The sequence below is a fragment of the Streptomyces sp. GQ60 genome (assembly GCF_059758875.1).
On sequence record NZ_JCAXEG010000005.1, the window covers coordinates 494846 to 514690 of the forward strand.

Consider the following 19845-nt stretch of genomic DNA (forward strand, 5'->3'; position numbering starts at 1 on the left):
CGGTGTCACCAGCAGTACCAGCCGTACCGCAGAACCCACGCAGTACCCGCAGTACACGCAGTGCACCTTTTGCGTCGCCTCGGGCCGTCACCCCGGGTCGTGCAGCCAAACGCGTTTTCCCAAATCCCGTGTCTCCAATCTTTATGCGGGTGCCCCTTTGAACCTTGGGAGTTAGGCACCATGACCCAGTCCTCTGTGGAGCCCAAGACCAGTGCGGAGGAGGCCGGAGACGGCTCTCCGACCCCCGCTGGTCAGTCTTGGCTCGACCGGTACTTTCACATCAGCAAGCGCGGTTCCAAGGTCGGCAACGAAGTTCGTGGCGGTATCACGACCTTCATGGCCATGGCCTACATCCTCCTGCTGAACCCCCTGCTCCTTTCGGGCAAGGACGTCGCGGGCACCACGATGGCCGCCTCGGCGATCATCACCGCCACGGCGTTCGCCGCGGCCGTCACGACGCTCCTCATGGGATTCGTCGGCAAGGTCCCGCTCGCGCTCGCCGCCGGCCTCTCCGTGTCCGGCGTGCTGGCCTCTCAGGTGGCCCCCCAGATGACCTGGCCGCAGGCCATGGGCATGTGCGTGGTCTACGGCGTCGTGATCTGTCTCCTGGTCGTCACCGGCCTCCGCGAGATGATCATGAACGCGATACCCCTCGCGCTCAAGCACGCCATCACCATGGGCATCGGCCTCTTCGTCGCCCTGATCGGCTTCGTGAAGGCGGGCTTCGTCGGCAACGGCGGGGAGTTCATGCCCCCCGTCCAGCTCGGCGCGACCGGTGAGCTCTCCGGCTGGCCCGTCATGCTCTTCGCGGTCACCCTGATCGCCATCTTCATGCTCCAGGCCCGCAAGGTGCCCGGCGCGATCCTGATCGGCATCGTCGGCGGCACCGTGCTCGCCGCGATCCTCAACGCCATCGTGGACATCGACCCGAAGGCCTGGAAGAACGGTGCGCCGGAGCTCAGCGGCTCCGCGATCTCGATGCCGGACTTCTCGCTCTTCGGTGACGTCTCCTTCGGCGGCTGGGGCGACGTCGGCTACATGACGGTCGGCATGATCGTCTTCACCCTGGTGCTCGCCGGCTTCTTCGACGCGATGGCCACCATCATCGGCGTCGGCACCGAGGCCAAGCTCGCCGACGACAAGGGCCGCATGCCGGGTCTGTCAAAGGCCCTGTTCATCGACGGTGCCGGTGGCGCCATCGGTGGTGTCGCGGGCGGCTCCGGCCAGACCGTGTTCGTCGAGTCCGCGACCGGCGTCGGAGAGGGTGCCCGCACAGGTCTCGCCTCCGTCGTCACCGGTCTCTTCTTCGCCGCCTGCCTCTTCTTCACCCCGATCACCCAGATCGTCCCGGGTGAGGTCGCCTCCGCGGCCCTCGTCGTCATCGGCGCGATGATGATGCAGAACGCCCGCCACGTGGACTGGGCCGACAGCGCGACCGCGATCCCGGTCTTCCTGACCGTCGTGATCATGCCCTTCACGTACTCGATCACCGCCGGTGTCGCCGCGGGTGTCATCTCCTTCGTCGCCATCAAGGTCGCTCAGGGCAAGGCCCGTGAGATCGGCGCCTTCATGTGGGCGCTGACCGGAATCTTCCTGGTCTTCTTCGCCCTCCACCCGATCGAGAGCTGGCTCGGCGTCGGCTGATCCGGCCGGACCTGACCAGGTCTGAACGGACCCGATCCACAGCGCACGACCGCACCCTCCACGTATCCGATACTGGAATCTGAACCCCTCCGAGGAGGCCCCCATGCTGGATATCGCCGAAGAACTGAACCGGTGGGTCGAGCAGGGGCGCGATTTCGCCGTCGCCACCGTCGTGGCGGTCGGCGGGAGCGCACCCAGGCAGCCCGGAGCGGCCCTCGCCGTCGACAGTGACGGCACGGCCATCGGTTCGGTCTCCGGTGGATGTGTGGAGGGTGCGGTCTACGAGCTGTGCCAGCAGGCGCTGGAGGACGGCGAGACCGTCCAGGAGCGCTTCGGCTACAGCGATGACGATGCCTTCGCCGTCGGTCTGACCTGCGGCGGAATCATCGACATCCTCGTGACCCCGGTCCCCGTGGGCTCTCCCGCGCGGGAGGTGTTCGCGGCCTCGCTGGCGGCCGCCGCCCGTGGGGAGGCGGCGGCGCTCGCCCGGATCGCCGAGGGCCCGGCCGAGCTCATGGGCCGTGCCGTACTCGTCCGGGGCGAAGGCTCCTACGAGGGCGGGTTCGGCGGCCACCCCGAGCTGGACCGGGCCATCGCCGACGAGGCGCGGGCCATGCTCGACGCCGGCAAGACCGGCGTACTGGAGATCGGCGCCGACGGCCGCCTCTGCGGAGAGCCGCTCAAGGTGCTGGTCGAGTCCAGTGTTCCGCCGCCCCGGATGATCGTCTTCGGGGCCATCGACTTCGCCTCCGCCCTGGTGCGGATCGGCAAGTTCCTCGGCTACCGGGTGACGCTGTGCGACGCCCGGCCCGTGTTCGCCACGAAGAAGCGTTTCCCCGAGGCGGACGAGATCGTGGTCGACTGGCCGCACCGCTACCTGGAGGAGCAGTCCTCCGCCGACGCGGTCGACGGCCGGACGGTCCTGTGCGTCCTCACGCACGACGCCAAGTTCGATGTCCCGCTCCTCGAACTGGCCCTCAAACTTCCCGTCGCCTACGTCGGCGCCATGGGCTCCCGCCGCACCCACGAGGACCGCAACAAGCGGCTCCGCGAGGTCGGCGTGACCGAGCTCGAACTGGCCCGGCTGCGCTCCCCGATCGGCCTGGACCTCGGCGCCCGCTCCCCGGAGGAGACCGCGCTGTCCATCGCCGCCGAGATCGTCGCCAACCGGCGCGGCGGCACCGGCGCGGCCCTGACCGGCGCGCACATCCCGATCCACCCGGACGTCGCGAACACGGTGATCAGCAGGATCGGTTCCGTCGCTTGAAGAGGTGACGAGCTTTAGCGCGGTGTGGAAAGGGCGCAACCCCGTGGGGGTTGCGCCCTTTCGCTGTGGGGCCTATTTTACCGGCCGGTAACAGAGTCTCCCCGTAACGGAGTTGACCGGATGTCTGCCAGCCGATCGAGTAACCGTCGCGCCCTGCCGGCCATGGCGGCCGTGGCCGCGCTGGCGCTGGCCGCCCTCGGGGCGGGTCCCGCGCCCGCGGCGGGCGCCGGAATCCCGGGGGGCGCCGGGTCCGCCGGGCCGGGCCCGCGCGAGGTCCTGTTCGTGGGCAACAACTGGGAGGGCACCGCCGACGTCCTTGCCTCCACCGGGGACCTGGCCAAGGTGGGCAGGATCAACATGATCCCCGACAAGGAGGAGCGGCTCCGGGAGATCTACCTCAACCCGGTGAAACTCGCCTACTTCCTGGGCGTCCGGGCCACCGCGGGCGAGGGCCACGACCAGTTCGTGGACGACATGTACACCACCCCGGACGGCTCCGCCGTCGTCGCCTCCCGCCCCAGCTTCGCCGACGTCGTCTCCATCGACGTCCGCACCGGCCGGATCAACTGGCGCTTCCCCGTGGCCGGTTACCGGGCCGACCACATGGCGGTCTCCCCGGACGGCACGCGCGTGGCGGTCTCGGCCTCCACCGCCAACACCGTGCACGTCCTCGACATGGCCAGCGGCCGCCAGGCCGGCTCCTTCACCACCGGCGACAAGCCGCACGAGAACGCCTTCACCCGGGACGGGCGCTTCCTGTGGAACAGCTCCATCGGTGACGTGACCTCCGCCCTCGACGCGCCCTGGCTGGACTGGACGAAGGGCGACCGCAGGATCACGGTCTCCGACGCGCAGACCCTCCGCCCGGTCCGGGTCATCGACATGCGGGCCCGCCTCGACGCCTTCGGGCGCTCCGACCTGTCCGACGCGGTACGGCCCATGTCCTTCGCCCCGGACGAGTCGAAGCTGTACTTCCAGGTGTCGTTCTTCAACGGCTTCGTCGAGTACGACGTGGCGTCCGACCGGATCACCCGGATCAAGACCCTCCCCGAGAACCCCGCAACCAGCACCGACCGCACCACCTGGGTCAACGACTCCCGGCACCACGGCATGTCCATGAGCCCCGACGGCGCCAAACTGTGCGTGGCGGGGACCATGGACGACTACGTGACCGTCGTCGACCGGGCCACCCTGGAGCAGGGGCCCCTCGTGCCCGCCGCCAAGCCCTACTGGGCCACCGTCGACGGCGACGGCTCCGGCTGCGTGATCTCCGAGAGCGCCGCCGACCGGGTCACGGCCATCGACTTCGCCACGGGCGCCAGGCGGGTGTCGGTACCCGTCGGGGACCACCCGCAGCGGATCCGCCTCGGGCACGTACCGGCGGACTGGACGGGTCCCGCGGCGCGCTGACCCCGGGCCGGCCGGCGGGTTCCCGCCCCCTACTTGCCCTTGTCGGGAAGTCCGCTTCCGGTGGTCCGGGGCGGGCGGACCGCCCCGGCAGGCCGGCCGGGAGGTCCGTGCTCAGCCGGTGGGCAGACCGATGCGCGCCGCCGACATGCCGAAGGAGGGGCCCAGAACGCCGGTGGAGATCCCGTCGCCCAGCCGGTGCAGGTCCTCCTCGCGGTAACGCTTCACCTTCTGGTGCCAGTTGAGGATTCCGGCCAGCCAGTCCTTCAACTCGCCGACGTACGCGTCGAGTCCGGCTCGGGCTCCGGCGTCCAGCTTCCAGTCCTCGTAGAGCAGGGGCAGCTGGGTGGCGATGACGTGCTCGAACTCCTCGGTGCGCTGCGTCATCAGCGAGTGGCAGATGTGCAGCGCCTCCTCGTAGCCGATGTCGAAGAAGTTGCGGGTGACGAGCACGTAGTTGTGCACCTCGCCCTCGACCTCCACCTCCTTCTGGTACGAGAAGACGTCGTTCATCAGGCACGCGGCGTCGGCGGCGGCGTTCTCCAGGGAGCGGATGGTGCCGGAGGAGTAGATCTCCTCGGGGATGCCCCGGCCCGCCTGGCCGAGCCGGCACAGGTACATGGTGAGGTAGGTGCCGAAGGTGCGGCGGCGCATCTCGGCGTAGTCCACCGGGTCCGGGATGCGGTTCAGGATCTGGTTGTCCACCTCCCACAGCCAGCTCTCCAGCATGTCCACGAGGGTGGCCCGGAACTCCGTGCGCACCGAGGGGCTCATGCCCAGGCTGGTGCGCACCCAGAGGTCGCCGAGGGCGCGCTCCATCGCGGTGGCGGGCACGGCCTGTTCGGCATGGTCCACCGGGATCATGGCGACGAGTCGGGCGTGCGTGGCCTTGGCGGCCGCCGGATTCCTGGACTGGGCGAAGACCACCGGGTAGTAGTCGTCCCCGTAGGTGCCCCAGGTCAGCCAGCAGGCGTTGAGGGTCAGGGACTCGGGGGCGGCGTCGGGGTCGATGCCCGCCGAGCAGAGCGCGAAGTCGTAGCCGCGCAGCTTCTCCTCGTTCCAGATCGCGGAGCCGGGGTCGCCGGGCTGCGGGTGGAGCAGTCCCATCTCCCGTGCCCACGCCACGGATTCCTCGCGCGCGCGGGTGTGGTGCGGGCTGAGGGTGAGCGGGAACGGCATGTAGATGTCCGGGATGACGGACGGGCCGGTCCGCTCGAAGGGGAGGTGGGTGAAGGAGCGCCGGCGCAGTTCCAGGGAGCGGGGGGCGAGGATGGAGCGGAGGTCGAGGGCGGTGGTGCCGAGGCCCGAGGGCATGAACGGCAGGGTGAGCGGCGCGGTGGCCCGGGCCTCCTTGTTCATGTAGCGGCTGGAGACCATGTGCCACTCGTGGCCGCCGGACTGCCAGTCCTGGAGCCCCTTGGCGTAGGCGAGGACGGCGGCGATCTCGGCCGGGTTCATGGCGTGGTCGGCGAAGAGCTGGGGGAGTTCGGCGAGGGCGGTCTGCTCGAACTGCTGGAGCCGGGAGGTGAGGAGGTCGTTGGAGGCGTCGGCGGCCTCCTGGGTGGTGCAGCCGAGGAAGGTCTCCAGCACGAGGATGGCGTTGGAGAGTTCGCCCTCCTCGGAGACCTCGCGCTGGTAGGAGAAGATGTCGTTCCTGATGTGCACGGCGTCGGAGAAGGAGTCGCGCAGCACGCCGAGGGGCCGGGAGTGCGCGACGCGGGCCGGGACCTCCGCGGAGACGTACTCGATGAGCCCGGCCGACCAGGGCGCACCGCCGACCTTGCGGCGCATCTCGATGTATTCGAGGGGGTTGGAGACCCGCCCGATGTTGATGTTGGCGAGTTCCCACATCGACTCGTCGAGCAGGTTCTTGGTGGACAGGGAGAACCGTTCCCGCCAGTCCATCGACATGGCCGGGACGGTACGGGCCCACAGGTCGGCGAGTCCGGCCTCGACGGGGTTGGTGGCCTCGGGAAACCCGTCGGCCAGGTCCATGGGCATGAAGGCGCCGAGCCGGTCGAGGTAGGCCTTGGCGCCCGCGCGGTCCTGGGAGCGCTTGTACATCTCCAGGAAGTGGTCGTCGAAGAAGAACACCCACACGTACCAGTCGGTGACCAGGGACAGTGCCTCGCTGCCGCAGTCGGGGTGGGTGTACGAGCAGAGCAGGGCGTAGTCGTGCGAGTCGAGGTCGCTCTCCTCCCAGACGCCGGAACCTTCCAGCATCCCGAAGTCGCGGGCCCACTTCTTGGTGTGGACCCTGGCGTCCTCCAGGTGGGGGTTCAGTCGCGCCGGATAAGGCACATAGAAATCCGGCAGTTGAAACGGCTGCGTCACGGCAGGGTGGGCCTTTCATCTGACTGTCTCGTTGGGTCATCACGAGATCAGCAGGGCACTACCCGTGTTGCCGGTGGGATAAGGGGGAGTTCACTTCATCAGGTGACGTGTGAGCCGTTCTGTGGCGGGTGGGACTGCTGACCGGTAGAGGGGCGGGGGAGGCGGTGTATTCCTCCCGGCCCCGCCCCCCGCCCGCGCCCCCTGCCAGGCCGTCCTCACACGGCTTCCCCCGTCCCGGGGCCGGCGCGTGGCTCAGGCCCCTGCGGACTTCCGCTCGTCGAACGCCGGGTAGAACTTGCGGAGCAGGCCGAAGGTCTCGGGGAAGTCGAGCTGGCCCGGGGCGGAGCTGGCGCCGAAGAAGGAGTAGGTGATCCGCGACCCGAGGGCGGGGAAGAAGACGCGCGAGACCGCTCCGGCCTCGCCCATGGCGATGACGATCAGTCGGGTGTCGTCGGCTCCGGCGCGCAGCAGCAGCGAGGCCAGTCGCCGTACGTCCTCCTCGGACCGGACCATGGTGGACACCTTGACCACATCCGCGCCGGCGCTCTTCGCGTCGTCGATGACGGTCTGGAGTTCCCCGGTGTCCGGGGTGAATTCGAAATTGTGATAGGAGACGAGCGCCACCGTGTCGTGCCGGTGGGCGGCCTCGATCACGGCGGCGAGGATTTCCCCGGAGGAGAGCTCGATGTCCACGGCCTGGACCTGGGGGGCGAGCGCGCGGAACAGTTCGAGGCGCTCGGCCTCGGTGCCCTTCCAGTCGCCGCCTTCGCGGGCGGACCGGATCGTCGCCAGGACCGGCAGCGTCTTGAACGCGTCGACCTGCGCCAGGACATGGGCCGTGTCGGTGGCCGCGTACCGGTCGACGCGCAGTTCGGCCACGTCGACGCCGGCGCTCTTCGCGGCGTGTGCGCGCGGCTCGGTCTCGCTGTCGTCGAAGCTGACGGCCACCAGCGGAATCCCGCCGTCGAGAAGCGCCCGCAGTGAATTCATTTCTTGGTCACAGCCTTTTCGGTTCCGATATCCGACGCGAAGTGCAGGGTGAACGGGGCGGATTATACGTGGAATCGCCCGGGGTCAGCGGGGCCGCCCGTCCCTTGGTCCGCCACCCGGTCCGGCCCGGGGCGGGTGGGTGTCCGGGGCGCGAAGGCGCGGGTGTCGCACCTCGGGATGTTTGTCCGATTGTTCTAAGTTTGTGTCATCAGTTCATACTTTCGAGTTCCGGGAGAGAGACTCATGGCGATCGACCTCGACAAGGTGCTGGACAAGGCGTGGGCCGACAAGCCGCTCGCGGAGGTGCTCGCGGCGCCGGTGGCCGCGCTCAAGGGGGTCACCGACAAGGACGGCGAGCTGCTGCTGGAGGCCTTCGGTGTGAAGACGGTCGCCGATTTGGGCCGGCTGAAGTTCGTGCGCTGGGCGCAGGCGCTGGTGGCGCTCGACCAGACCGCGAAGTAGCGGGACCCCGGGCGCGCCCCGGCCGCTACCCGGCGGGCCTCAGGTCGCCGTCGGGATGGGCCGCGCGCCAGGCCTTGATGGACAGGTCCCAGTCGTCGCCCGTCAGGGCGGTGAGGGAAGCGGGGAAGAGGCCGTCCTCCTCTTTCGCGATGTGGCGGTGGAGCTCCTCCACCGCCCCGCGCAGCGCCGCCGTGTCCGCCGGGTCCGCCAGGTCGGCGCCGGCGAGGAACGCCGCCAGTTCGCGGTGTTCCCCGACCAGGTCCGCGATGTACGGGGCGTACTCCGGGTCCTGCCGCATGACGGTGAACAAGCCGTCCTCCTCGCCCTTCCAGTGGGCGAGCAGGACGGCCGTCATCTCCGCGACGAGGGCGCGCGCCCTCGGGAGGTCCCCCGCGTCCAGGGCGCGCAGGGCGTCGCCCGCCGCGTTGGTCACCGCCTCGTGCTCGGCGATGAACTCCTTGATCAGGGGGATCTCGCGGCAGCCGCAGTAATGGCACATGCGGCTCAGTCTGGTCCAGCCGGTGCCCGGTTAGTCGCTTTCGCCTTCGAGGTTGCCCTCCGTGTCCAGGTACACCTGGCGCAGTGCCTCCAGGACCTGCGGGTCCGGCTTCTCCCACATGCCGCGGGACTCGGCCTCCAGCAGCCGCTCCGCGATCCCGTGCAGGGCCCAGGGGTTGGCCTCCTCCAGGAAGGCGCGGTTCTCCGGGTCCAGGACGTACGTCTCGGTCAGCTTGTCGTACATCCAGTCGGCCACCACGCCGGTCGTGGCGTCGTAACCGAAGAGGTAGTCGACGGTCGCCGCCAGCTCGAAGGCCCCCTTGTAACCGTGGCGGCGCATCGCCTCGATCCACTTCGGGTTCACGACGCGGGCGCGGAAGACGCGGGACGTCTCCTCGACCAGCGTGCGCGTCTTGACCGTTTCGGGCCGGGTCGAGTCCCCGATGTACGCCTCGGGTGCCGTGCCGCGCAAGGCGCGGACGGTGGCGACCATGCCGCCGTGGTACTGGAAGTAGTCGTCGGAGTCGGCGATGTCGTGCTCACGGGTGTCGGTGTTCTTCGCCGCGACCGTGATCCGCTTGTAGGCGGTCTCCATCTCCTCGCGCGCCGCCCGCCCTTCGAGGCCCCGGCCGTACGCGTACCCGCCCCACACCGTGTAGACCTCCGCGAGGTCGGCGTCGGTGCGCCAGTCACGGGAGTCGATCAGCTGCAGGATGCCCGCGCCGTACGTGCCCGGGCGCGAGCCGAAGATGCGGGTGGTGGCCCGCCGCTCGTCCCCGTGCACGGCCAGGTCGGCCTGCGCGTGGGCCCGTACGAAGTTGTCCTCGGCCGGCTCCTCCAGCGAGGCGGCCAGCCGTACCGCGTCGTCCAGCAGGCCGATGACGTGCGGGAACGCGTCGCGGAAGAAGCCCGAGATGCGCAGGGTCACGTCGATGCGAGGCCGGCCGAGCTCGGCGAGCGGGATCGGCTCCAGGCCGGTGACGCGGCGCGAGGCCTCGTCCCAGACCGGGCGGACGCCGAGCAGCGCCATGGCCTCGGCCACGTCGTCGCCCGAGGTGCGCATCGCGCTCGTGCCCCACAGGGACAGGCCGACGGAGGCGGGCCACTCGCCGTTGTCCGTGCGGTAGCGGGTCAGGAGGGAGTCGGCGAGGGCCTGGCCGGTCTCCCACGCGAGCCGGGAGGGGACGGCCTTGGGGTCCACCGAGTAGAAGTTGCGGCCGGTCGGCAGCACGTTGACCAGACCGCGCAGCGGCGAGCCGGAGGGGCCCGCCGGGACGAACGCGCCGTCCAGGGCGCTGACCACGTGGGTGATCTCGTCGGTGGTGCCGGCCAGCCGCGGGACGACCTCGCGGGCCGCGAAGTCCAGTACGGCCGCCACGTCCGCCGAGTGTCCGGCGGCCACGGAAGCCACCGCCTCCGGTGACCAGTCGGCGTCCTCCATCGCCTGGACCAGCGCGCGGGCCGTCTCCTCCGCCTCGTCGGCGGTGGTGCGGGTGGCCGCGGACTCGTCGAGGCCGAGCGCCTCGCGCAGGCCGGGCAGGGCCGTCGTACCGCCCCAGATCTGGCGGGCGCGCAGGATGGCGAGGACCAGGTTGACCCGGGCGTCGCCGGTCGGGGCGCCGCCCAGGACGTGCAGGCCGTCGCGGATCTGGGCGTCCTTGATCTCGCACAGCCAGCCGTCGACGTGGAGGAGGAAGTCGTCGAAGCCGTCGTCGTCGGGGCGCTGCTCCAGCCCCAGGTCGTGGTCCAGCTTGGCGGCCTGGATCAGGGTCCAGATCTGGGCGCGGATGGCCGGGAGCTTCGCCGGGTCCATCGCGGAGATCTGGGCGTACTCGTCGAGGTGCTGCTCCAGGCGCGCGATGTCGCCGTACGACTCCGCGCGCGCCATCGGCGGCACCAGGTGGTCGACCAGGGTGGCGTGCACCCGGCGCTTGGCCTGGGTGCCCTCGCCCGGGTCGTTGACCAGGAACGGGTAGATGAGGGGCAGGTCGCCGAGCGCGGCGTCGGGGGCGCAGGACGCCGACAGGCCGGCGTTCTTGCCCGGCAGCCACTCCAGGTTGCCGTGCTTGCCCAGGTGGATCATCGCGTCGGCGCCGAAACCGCCGTCCTCCGCGCGGGCCTGGATCCAGCGGTACGCGGCCAGGTAGTGGTGCGAGGGCGGCAGGTCCGGGTCGTGGTAGATCGCGATCGGGTTCTCGCCGAAGCCGCGCGGCGGCTGGATGAGGATGAGGAGGTTGGCGCGGCGCAGGGCGGCCAGCACGATGTCGCCCTCGGGGTTGGCCGAGCGGTCCACGAACATGGTGCCCGGGGCCTCGCCCCAGTGCCGCTCGACGCTTTCGCGCAGATCGGCCGGGAGTTCGGCGAACCAGCGCTTGTAGTCGGCCGCCGGGATCCGGACCGGGTTGCGGGCGAGCTGCTCCTCGGTGAGCCAGTCCTGGTCGTGGCCGCCGGCCTCGATCAGGGCCCGGATCAGCTCGTCGCCGTCGCCGGAGACCAGGCCGGGTACGTCCTCGACGGGGCCGAAGTCGTAGCCGCCCGCGATGAGCGTGCGCAGCAGCTCCACGGCGCTGGCCGGGGTGTCGAGGCCGACCGCGTTGCCGATGCGGGAGTGCTTGGTGGGGTACGCGGAGAGGACCAGGGCGATCTTCTTGTCGCGGCGGTCGATGTGGCGCAGGCGCGCGTGCCGCACGGCGATTCCGGCCACGCGGGCGGCCCGCTCGGGGTCGGCGACGTAGGCGGGCAGCCCGTCCTCGTCCAGCTCCTTGAAGGAGAACGGGACGGTGATCAGGCGGCCGTCGAACTCCGGGACGGCGACCTGGGTGGCGGCGTCGAGGGGGGACAGTCCCTCGTCGCTCTCCTCCCAGGCGGACCGGGAACCGGTCAGGCACAGCGCCTGCAGGATCGGCACGCCGAGGGCGGCCAGGGCGCCGGCGTCCCAGGACTCGTCGTCACCGCCGGCGGAGGCGGTGGCGGGCTTGGTGCCGCCGGCCGCCAGGACGGTGGTGACGATCGCGTCGGCGGACGCGAGCCGCTCGATCAGCTCCGGCTCCGGGGAGCGGAGGGAGGAGACGTAGAGGGGGAGCGCCTCGGCGCCGTGGGCCTCGATCGCCTCGGAGAGGGTGTGCACGAAGGCGGTGTTGCCGCTCATCTGGTGCGCGCGGTAGTAGAGCACCGCGATCCGGGGCACTCCCGGACGAGGGGCCTGCTGCGGGGTGCGCTCCAGCGGGCCCCAGGTGGGGGATGCCGCCGGGGGCTCGAAACCGTGGCCGGTCAGCAGCACGGTGTCGGAGAGGAAGCGGGCGAGCTGGTCCAGGTTGGCCGGGCCGCCGTGGGCGAGGTAGCCGTGCGCCTCGGCGGCGATGCCGATCGGGACGGTCGAGGCTTCCATCAGCTGTGCGTCGGGCGCCTGTTCGCCGGTCAGGACGACCACGGGGCGGGTCTGGCCGGGGGCCAGGAGCAGGTCGAGGCCGTCCTGCCAGGCGCGGAGTCCGCCGAGGAGGCGTACGACGACCAGGGTGACGCCGTCGAGGAGACCGGGGAGGTCGTCGAGGGGAAGGCGGGAGGGGTTCGCGAACCGGTACGGGACGGGAGCGTCCCCGGCGTTCGCTGCGCGGGCGCTGAGCAGATCGGTGTCGGACGTCGACAGCAGCAGGATCATGCGGCGGCAGGCCTTCCTCGGGGTTTCCGCGCCCCGGGCAGTGAGGACGGCGGGAGTTCCTGACTCATCCGGTGCGGCCGGGGCCGCGCGGATTCACAGTGGCGGGACCGCGCCGGATTCGCACCGGGCTTCCTCCCATGTCGCCGTCCTCGGCGATGGCGGGCCTGTTGGCCGCCTTGGACTCATCTTAGGGGGCTGGTGTGCGGGGGTCTTGGGGCGGGTCCGGGGCGGGTCCCCTCCGGGGTCGGGGCGGGGGCCGGTGGGCTGGGCCGGGGGCCGGGGGCCGGGGGCCGGGGTGCGGTCGGGTGCGGCGCCGCTGCCGGGGCTCTGCCCCGGGCCCCGCGCCTCAAACGCCGGCGGGGCTGGATTCGGCTCGCGCCGGTGGGGTGGGGGGTGGGCCTGGGTAGGGCGATTCGGCTCGCGCCGGTGGGGTGGGGAGTGGGCGCCGGTAGGGCGATTCCGGCTTGTGTCGGTGGGGCGGGAGGCGGTGGGGTTCGGTCGGGGGTGGCTGGTTCGGGGTGGTGATCGACACAGGGGGTGGGCGCAGAATCGTGGGTATGCTCGCCGCCATGCCCACGCCCCCCTCCGCCACCGCGCGGGACGAACCCGTCATACGGGATCGCGGCGACGCCTGCCCCGGCGCGCTGCGCCTGCACGCCGCCGATGACGGGTACCTGGCGCGGGTCCGGATCCCGGGGGGCCTGCTGACCGCCCCGCAGGCCTCGGTACTGGCGCTGGCCGCCGACCGGTTCGGGGACGGGCACCTGGAACTCACCTCGCGCGGGAACGTGCAGCTGCGCGGGCTCGCCGAAGGCTGCGGTGCGGGGCTGGCCGAGCTGCTGGACGGGGCCGGCCTGCTGCCCGCCCCCGGCCACGAGCGTGTACGGAACATCGTGGCGACCCCGCTGTCCGGGATCTTCGGCGCGGATCGGCCCCATGTGACCCCCTGGGTAAGGGAATTGGACCGGCTGCTGTGCGCGAGCGCCCGGGCGGCGGCCCTGTCCGGACGGTTCCTGTTCGCCGTCGACGACGGGCGCGGGGACGTCGCCGCGCTCGACCCCGATGTCACCGTGTTCGGCGGACCGCGGGGCCGGGCACTGGTCCGGCTCGGCGCGGCCCGCGACGCCGTGGAGGTGGACGCCCCAGATGCGCCCCGGGCCGCGCTGCTCGCGGCCGAGTACTTCCTCGACTCCGCGGACGCCGCCGGCACCCGCGCCTGGCGGGTGTCCGAACTGCCCGCCGTACACGCCCTGGACGCCGGGGAGTTCGCGGTGCGGCTCGGGGCGGCCGGCATCGCGGCGGTCCGTGTTCCCGAGGTGGCCTGGCCGTACGCGCCGCCGCCCAAACCGTGGGGCCCCGGCGCCGGTGACCAGACGGCGCTGTGCGTGCTTCCCCCGCTCGGCCGGCTCACCGCGGACCAGTGGCGGGTGCTGGTGAGCGTCGCCGAGGGAGCCGAGGGGGGTGACGGTGAACTGCGCGTCACCCCGTGGCGGAGCATCGTCCTGCCCCGCGCGAGCACCCGGCGGCCGGTCGACGGCTACGCGCAGCTCGTGGCCGCCGGCCTGTCCGTGGCGCCCGACGGCCCCTGGGAGTCCGTCACCGCCTGTACCGGGCGGCCGGGTTGCGCCAAGGCGCTGTCCGACGTACGCGCCGACGCGCGGGCCGTCGTGGCCGCGCCCCTCGTGGACAGGACCGCCGACGCGCCGGCCGGGCCTCCCGGTGCGCCCGTGCACTGGTCCGGGTGCGAGCGCCGGTGCGGGCATCCGCGCGGCGCCGCGTGGGTCGACCTCGTCGCCACCCCCGACGGGTACCGGCTCGACGGACGCCCCGTGCCGCCCAACGAACTTGCCCAGGCCGTCGCCGACGCGCGCAGCCAACCCCGAGTGTCCGAAGACGCAGTGAAGAAATGAGCGAGTACACCGTGTTCGAGTACGAGAAGGACGGCGCCGAGATCTACCGCCAGTCCTTTGCCACGATCCGCGCCGAGGCGGACCTTTCCGGGCTGCCCGCCTCGGTCGCCCAGGTCGCGGTGCGCATGATTCACGCCTGCGGGATGACCGACCTGACGCGGGACCTGGGCTACACGCCCGAGGTCGTCCTGCGGGCCCGCGCGGCCCTGGAGGCCGGCGCGCCGATCCTGTGCGACGTGCAGATGGTCGCCAGCGGGGTCACCCGCAAGCGGCTGCCCGCCGACAACCAGGTGATCTGCACCCTCTCCGACCCTGCCGTGCCGGAGCTCGCCGCCAAGATGGGTACGACGCGCAGCGCCGCCGCCCTCGAAGTCTGGCGGGACCGCGGCCTGTTGGAGGGAGCGGTGATCGCCGTCGGGAACGCGCCGACCGCGCTCTTCCGGCTGCTGGAGATGATCGAGGAGGGCGCCCCGCGCCCCGCCGCGGTCATCGGGGTCCCCGTCGGATTCATCGGCGCGGCCGAGTCCAAGGACGCCCTCGCCGAACACGCCTCCGGGCTCGACCACTTGATCGTCCGGGGCCGGCGCGGCGGCAGTGCCATGGCCGCGGCCGCCGTCAACGCCATCGCGAGCGTGGCCGAATGAGCGCCGCCGCCGACCGCACCGCTCCGGGACGCCTTTACGGAGTGGGGCTCGGGCCCGGCGACCCCTCGCTGATGACGCTGCGCGCCGTCGAGGTGATCGCGGAGGCCGACGTGGTCGCGTACCACTCCGCCCGCCACGGCCGCTCCATCGCCCGCTCCATCGCCGCGAAGCACCTGCGCTCCGACCACATCGAGGAGCCGCTGGTCTATCCGGTCACCACCGAGACCACCGACCACCCCGGCGGCTACCAGGGCGCGATGGAGGAGTTCTACGAGGTCTCCGCCGCCCGGCTCGCCGTCCACCTGGACGCCGGCCGCACCGTCGCCGTCCTCGCGGAGGGCGACCCGCTCTTCTACAGCTCGTACATGCACATGCACAAGCGGCTCTCCGACCGGTACGAAACCGAGGTGATCCCCGGCGTGACCTCGGTGAGCGCCGCGGCCGCACGGCTCGGCACCCCGCTCGTCGAGGGCGAGGAGGTGCTGACGATCCTGCCCGGCACCCTCTCCGAGGAGGAGCTCACGGCCCGCCTCGCCGCCACCGACTCGGCGGTCGTGATGAAGCTCGGCCGCACCTTCCCCGCCATACGGCGGGCCATGGAGAACAGCGGTCGGCTCGCCGAGGCGCGCTACGTGGAGCGCGCGACGATGGCGGGAGAGCGGACGGGCGTCCTCGCCGACACCGACCCCGACTCCGTCCCCTACTTCGCCGTCGCCGTGGTGCCCAGCCGGATCGGGAACCCCGGCAGCGTGCCGTCCGGGCCCGGAGAGGTCGCCGTCGTCGGCACCGGACCGGCCGGGCCGCTGTGGCTCACCGCCGAGACGCGGCGGGTGCTGGCCGACGCCGAGGTGCTGGTCGGGTACACGACCTACCTGGACCGGGTCCCGGTCAAGCCGGGCCAGATCCGGCACGGCTCGGACAACAAGGTCGAGTCGGAGCGCGCCGAGTTCGCCCTCGACCTCGCACGGCGCGGCAAGCGGGTGGCCGTGGTCTCCGGCGGCGACCCCGGGGTCTTCGCCATGGCCACGGCCGTCCTGGAGGTCGCGGGGCAGCCCGAGTACGAGGACGTGCCCGTACGGGTGCTGCCCGGGGTGACGGCCGCCAACGCGGCGGCAGCCGCGGCCGGTGCGCCGCTCGGCCACGACTACGCCACGATCTCCCTCTCCGACCGGCTCAAGCCGTGGGAGGTCATCGCGGAGCGGTTGCGCGCGGCCGCCGCGGCCGATCTCGTACTGGCGCTGTACAACCCGGGCTCGCGCAGCCGGACCTGGCAGGTGGCGCAGGCCCGCGAACTCCTCCTGGAGCTGCGCGCGCCGCAGACACCGGTGGTCGTCGCGCGCGACGTGGGCGGGCCGGAGCAGTCGGTCCGGATCGTCACGCTGGCCGAACTGGAGCCGTCCGAGGTGGACATGCGGACGATCCTGCTGATCGGCTCCTCGCAGACGCAGGTGACCGAGCGCCCCGACGGGTCGCGGGTGACCTGGACGCCGCGCCGGTACGGGTGACCCCTGCCGGTGGTTCTGGTGAACCGGTGTGAGGCCCGGGGCGGTTGGCCGCCCCGGGCCTCTCCGGCTTCCGGGGGTTCGGCCCGCTAGCCGGGCTTGACCTCGAAGCGCACGGAGCGGACCAGGAGGTCGTCGCGCGCCGGGTTGCCGTGCGCGCGCAGCTTCCACTCCGGGCCCTCGCAGTTGGCTCCGGCGTAGACGACCACGGCGGAGTCCGTGTCGTTGTGCGGGCCGTAGCCGGGCTGCTCGTCGTCGTCGCTGACGGCGTGGAGGTTGACGCACTTGCCGCTGTGCGGGTCGTGCAGGGTGACGTGCTGCTCCTGCGCGTATCCGTCGACGTACTTGTAGTGGAAGTGGCCTTCGGCGGCGAGGGCCGAACCGGGCAGCGACAGGACCAGGGCGAAGGCCGCCGTGGCAGCGGCGGCGGTGGTGCGGAGCTTCATGAGGGAGTGGATCCCCTTCCGTGGGGGCGGGTCGGTCAGTGCGGGCACGACCCTAGGAGGGCTCCGGGCGGCGAATCGATCCTCCGCGATCCCTCGGCGTGGCGAGCTCGGCGGCGGCGGGGTCGGGATCGGGGATCCTCGGTCCTCAGGCCTCGGCCCTCAGCCCTAGGCTCCGAGCCCTCGGCCGGACAGCCAGGTCCGGACCTCGTCGACCGAGCCGGTCCGGGGGACGCCCTCCGGTACCGGAGGGCGGCGGACGACCAGGACCGGGATGCCGGCCTCGCGGGCGGCCGCGAGCTTGGGGGCGGTGGCGGATCCGCCGCTGTCCTTGGTGACCAGTACGTCGATGCGATGGCGGGCGAGCAGCTCCCGCTCGTCGGCGAGGGTGAACGGGCCGCGGGCGAGCAGCACTTCGAGGCGCGGCGGCGCGGGGGCGGCCGGGGGGTCCACCGAACGCACCAGGAACCAGGCCTCGGTGAGGTGCGCGAAGCTGTGCAGGCCCATCCGGCCGGTGGTCAGGAAGGCGCGGGTGCCGAGCCCGGGGAGCAGCGTGGCCGCCTCGGTGAGGGAGTCCGCGAAGTGCCAGTCGTCCCCGGCGCCCGGCGTCCAGCCGGGGCGGCGCAGGGCGAGGAGGGGTACGCCCGAACGGGCCGCGGCCCCGGCCGCGTTGAAGCTCATCCGCTCCGCGAAGGGATGCGTGGCGTCGACCAGGTGAGTGACCCCGTGGGCGGCCATCCAGGCCGCCAGCCCGTCGGGACCGCCGAAGCCGCCGATCCGGGTCTCGCCGGGCGGGAGCACCGGGGACGCGACCCGGCCGGCCAGCGAGGTGGTCACCCGGGGGGAGCCCGGGGCGGCGGCCAGCGCCTCCGCGAGGCGGCGGGCCTCCGTGGTGCCGCCGAGGATCAGGACGTGCGGACCCGGACCGGCCGGATCAGCAGACATGCCGGTCGCGCTCGGCGGAGTACAGGTGGCTGTCGCGGAACTGCTCGGCGCCCAGGGTGCGGCCCACCAGGATGACGGCCGTGCGGACCAGCCCGGCCTCCTTCACCTGGGCGGCGATGTCGGCCAGCGTCCCGCGCAGGATCAGCTCGTCGGGGCGGCTGGCCATCGCGACCACCGCCGCCGGGCACTCGGCCCCGTAGTGCGGCAGGAGTTCGTCCACGACCCGGTCGACGTAGCGGGTGGCCAGGTGCAGCACCAGCAGTGCCCCGCTGCGGCCCAGCGTGGCGAGGTCCTCGCCGGGCGGCATCGGCGTGGCCTGCTGGGAGATCCGGGTCAGGATCACGGTCTGGCCGACGGTGGGGACGGTCAGCTCCCGCTTCAGCGCGGCGGCCGCCGCGGCGAAGGCGGGGACGCCGGGGACCACTTCGTAGGGGATGCCGGCCGCGTCGAGCCGCCGCATCTGCTCCGCGACGGCGCTGAAGACGGAGGGGTCGCCGGAGTGGAGCCGGGCCACGTCCTGGCCCGCCGCGTGTGCGCGTACGCACTCCTCGACGATCTCGTCCAGGTTCAGCAGTGCGGTGTCGATCAGGCGGGCGTCCGCCGGGCATTCGGCGAGCAGTTCGCGGGGGACCAGGCTGCCCGCGTACAGGCAGACGGGGGCGGCGGCCAGCGTCCGGGCGCCGCGCACCGTGATCAGGTCGGCGGCGCCGGGGCCCGCACCGATGAAGTACACGGTCATATCGTCTGGTCCACCATTTCGGGATCGGGCTGGTCGGTCTGGTCGGGCTGGTAGGGCGGGTGGGACGGGTACGGCTTGGTGACCGTCCACTGGGTGACGGGCATCGCCTGGCGCCAGCCCGTGAAACCGCCGACCGGTACGGCGTGCGCGACGGCCAGTTTGACCAGTTCCCCGCCGTGGCGGCGGTAGCGGTCGGTGAGGACCGCCTCCGACTCCAGGGTGACGGTGTTGACCACGAGCCGGCCGCCGGGGGCCAGCGCCTCCCAGGCCGCGTCGAGCAGGCCCGGAGCGGTCAGGCCGCCGCCGATGAACACCGCGTCGGGGACGGGCAGCCCGGCGAGCGCGTCGGGCGCGGAGCCGGTGACCACGCGCAGGCCGGGCACGCCGAGCGCGGCCGCGTTACGGGTGATCCGCGCGGCCCGCTCCGTCACCCGCTCCACGGTCACCGCCCGGCAGGAGGGGTGCGCGCGCATCCACTCGATGCCGATGGAGCCGGAGCCGCCGCCGATGTCCCACAGCAGTTCGCCGGGGGCGGGGGCGAGGGCGCACAGGGTGGCGGCGCGGACGTGGCGCTTGGTGAGCTGGCCGTCGTGCTCGTAGGCGGTGTCGGGCAGGCCGGGGGTCGCGCCGAGCCGGGGGGCCTCGGCGCGGGGGTCGCGGCGGCAGTCGACGGCGATCACGTTGAGGGGGTCGCCGGGCGGGTGTTCCCAGCTCTGGGCGAGGCCCTCGTACGCGTCCTCGTGCTCGGAGCCGAGCTGTTCCAGCACCCGCATCCGGCTCGGGCCGAAGCCCCGCTCCCGAAGGAGAGCGGCGATCTCGTTCGGGGTCGGTGCTCCGGCGCTCAGCACCAGTACGCGCCGGCCCTCGTACAGCGCGGCCGCGAGCCGGGCCACCGGGCGGCCGACCACGGTGACCACCTCGGTGTCCTCCACCGGCCAGCCGAGGCGGGCGCAGGCGTAGGAGACGGAGGAGGGGTGCGGCAGGACGTGCAGGGCGCCGGGGCCGAGCTCCTCGGACAGGGCGCGGCCGATCCCGTAGAACATCGGGTCGCCGCTGGCCAGCACCGCGATGCGGCGGCCCGCGTGCTCCGCCATCAGCTTCGGCACGGCGGGGCGCAGCGGGCTGGGCCACGCGACCCGGGCGCCGCCGCATTCGCCGAGCGGGAGCAGGTCGAGCTGCCGGGGCCCGCCGATCAGCACCTCGGCCCCGGCCAGCGCGGCCCGGGCGGGGGCGGTCAGCCCGTCCCAGCCGTCGGCGCCGAGGCCGACGACCGATACGGGCAGGGGGGGCGGTGCGGAGCTCACTGGGTGGACCTCGGGGTACGGGAAGCGGGTGGACCCGCAGCCTACTGGGCCCTGCCCGGGGCCCTGGCGGGCGGGCCCCGGGGCCGGGGCCCGCCCCT

15 protein-coding genes and 1 riboswitch are annotated in these 19845 nt (G+C 72.5%); of the genes, 7 read left to right on the forward strand and 8 right to left on the reverse strand.

The window, feature by feature from the left end:
* Positions 1 to 180: 180 nt before the first annotated feature.
* From AC6CKD_RS16265 to AC6CKD_RS16275, 3 genes are all read left to right on the forward strand, one after another.
* Positions 181 to 1644, forward strand: coding sequence for an NCS2 family permease (locus tag AC6CKD_RS16265; protein WP_498328038.1), 1464 nt, complete (start codon positions 181 to 183; stop codon positions 1642 to 1644).
* 103 nt (positions 1645 to 1747) lie between these two features.
* Entirely contained in the window at positions 1748 to 2911 is a 1164-nt protein-coding gene (locus AC6CKD_RS16270) for an XdhC family protein (protein WP_498328039.1), read from the forward strand.
* A 120-nt stretch (positions 2912 to 3031) separates the two neighbouring features.
* Complete coding sequence (locus tag AC6CKD_RS16275) at positions 3032 to 4321, forward strand: YncE family protein (RefSeq protein ID WP_498328040.1); 1290 nt, start codon at positions 3032 to 3034, stop codon at positions 4319 to 4321.
* A 111-nt stretch (positions 4322 to 4432) separates the two neighbouring features.
* Here the strand turns inward: AC6CKD_RS16275 and AC6CKD_RS16280 are convergent, their stop codons facing one another.
* On the reverse strand, positions 4433 to 6652 hold the full coding sequence (locus tag AC6CKD_RS16280) for a terpene synthase family protein (protein ID WP_498328041.1): 2220 nt from the start codon (positions 6650 to 6652) through the stop codon (positions 4433 to 4435).
* A gap of 252 nt (positions 6653 to 6904) precedes the next feature.
* A complete protein-coding gene (gene aroD, locus AC6CKD_RS16285) occupies positions 6905 to 7642 on the reverse strand; it encodes a type I 3-dehydroquinate dehydratase (RefSeq protein ID WP_498328042.1) in 738 nt (245 codons plus the stop codon).
* A 243-nt stretch (positions 7643 to 7885) separates the two neighbouring features.
* Here aroD and AC6CKD_RS16290 point away from each other — a divergent pair, with 243 nt between their 5' ends.
* Complete coding sequence (locus AC6CKD_RS16290; protein ID WP_498328043.1) at positions 7886 to 8104, forward strand: hypothetical protein; 219 nt, start codon at positions 7886 to 7888, stop codon at positions 8102 to 8104.
* Positions 8105 to 8129: 25 nt separating this feature from the next.
* Here the strand turns inward: AC6CKD_RS16290 and AC6CKD_RS16295 are convergent, their stop codons facing one another.
* Positions 8130 to 8603, reverse strand: coding sequence for a hemerythrin domain-containing protein (locus AC6CKD_RS16295; RefSeq protein WP_498328045.1), 474 nt, complete (start codon positions 8601 to 8603; stop codon positions 8130 to 8132).
* A 30-nt stretch (positions 8604 to 8633) separates the two neighbouring features.
* Positions 8634 to 12260, reverse strand: a complete 3627-nt coding sequence (gene cobN / locus AC6CKD_RS16300; RefSeq protein ID WP_498328046.1) for a cobaltochelatase subunit CobN — start codon at positions 12258 to 12260, stop codon at positions 8634 to 8636.
* A 53-nt stretch (positions 12261 to 12313) separates the two neighbouring features.
* Positions 12314 to 12416: riboswitch (cobalamin riboswitch) on the reverse strand.
* Positions 12417 to 12829: 413 nt separating this feature from the next.
* Here cobN and cobG point away from each other — a divergent pair.
* Genes cobG through AC6CKD_RS16315 form a run of 3 tightly spaced genes read left to right on the forward strand, consistent with a single transcriptional unit; the run spans position 12830 to position 16319 of the window.
* A complete protein-coding gene (cobG, locus tag AC6CKD_RS16305; protein WP_498328047.1) occupies positions 12830 to 14170 on the forward strand; it encodes a precorrin-3B synthase in 1341 nt (446 codons plus the stop codon).
* A gap of 11 nt (positions 14171 to 14181) precedes the next feature.
* The gene (locus AC6CKD_RS16310) at positions 14182 to 14814 is read left to right on the forward strand and encodes a precorrin-8X methylmutase (protein WP_498328144.1); all 633 of its coding nucleotides are present in this window, start codon (positions 14182 to 14184) and stop codon (positions 14812 to 14814) included.
* Positions 14811 to 16319, forward strand: coding sequence for a precorrin-2 C(20)-methyltransferase (locus tag AC6CKD_RS16315; protein WP_498328048.1), 1509 nt, complete (start codon positions 14811 to 14813; stop codon positions 16317 to 16319). Before AC6CKD_RS16310 ends, AC6CKD_RS16315 begins: the two co-directional genes overlap by 4 nt.
* 86 nt (positions 16320 to 16405) lie before the next feature.
* Here the strand turns inward: AC6CKD_RS16315 and AC6CKD_RS16320 are convergent, their stop codons facing one another.
* The 4 genes from AC6CKD_RS16320 to cbiE all read right to left on the reverse strand — a co-directional run bounded on the left by AC6CKD_RS16320 (position 16406) and on the right by cbiE (position 19747).
* On the reverse strand, positions 16406 to 16762 hold the full coding sequence (locus AC6CKD_RS16320; RefSeq protein ID WP_498328049.1) for a hypothetical protein: 357 nt from the start codon (positions 16760 to 16762) through the stop codon (positions 16406 to 16408).
* Between the two features lie 165 nt (positions 16763 to 16927).
* Positions 16928 to 17704, reverse strand: coding sequence for a cobalt-precorrin-6A reductase (locus AC6CKD_RS16325; RefSeq protein WP_498328050.1), 777 nt, complete (start codon positions 17702 to 17704; stop codon positions 16928 to 16930).
* The gene (cobM, locus tag AC6CKD_RS16330) at positions 17694 to 18443 is read right to left on the reverse strand and encodes a precorrin-4 C(11)-methyltransferase (protein WP_498328051.1); all 750 of its coding nucleotides are present in this window, start codon (positions 18441 to 18443) and stop codon (positions 17694 to 17696) included. The genes AC6CKD_RS16325 and cobM overlap by 11 nt, the downstream gene beginning before the upstream one ends.
* Entirely contained in the window at positions 18440 to 19747 is a 1308-nt protein-coding gene (cbiE, locus tag AC6CKD_RS16335; protein ID WP_498328052.1) for a precorrin-6y C5,15-methyltransferase (decarboxylating) subunit CbiE, read from the reverse strand. The genes cobM and cbiE overlap by 4 nt, the downstream gene beginning before the upstream one ends.
* Positions 19748 to 19845 lie beyond the last annotated feature (98 nt).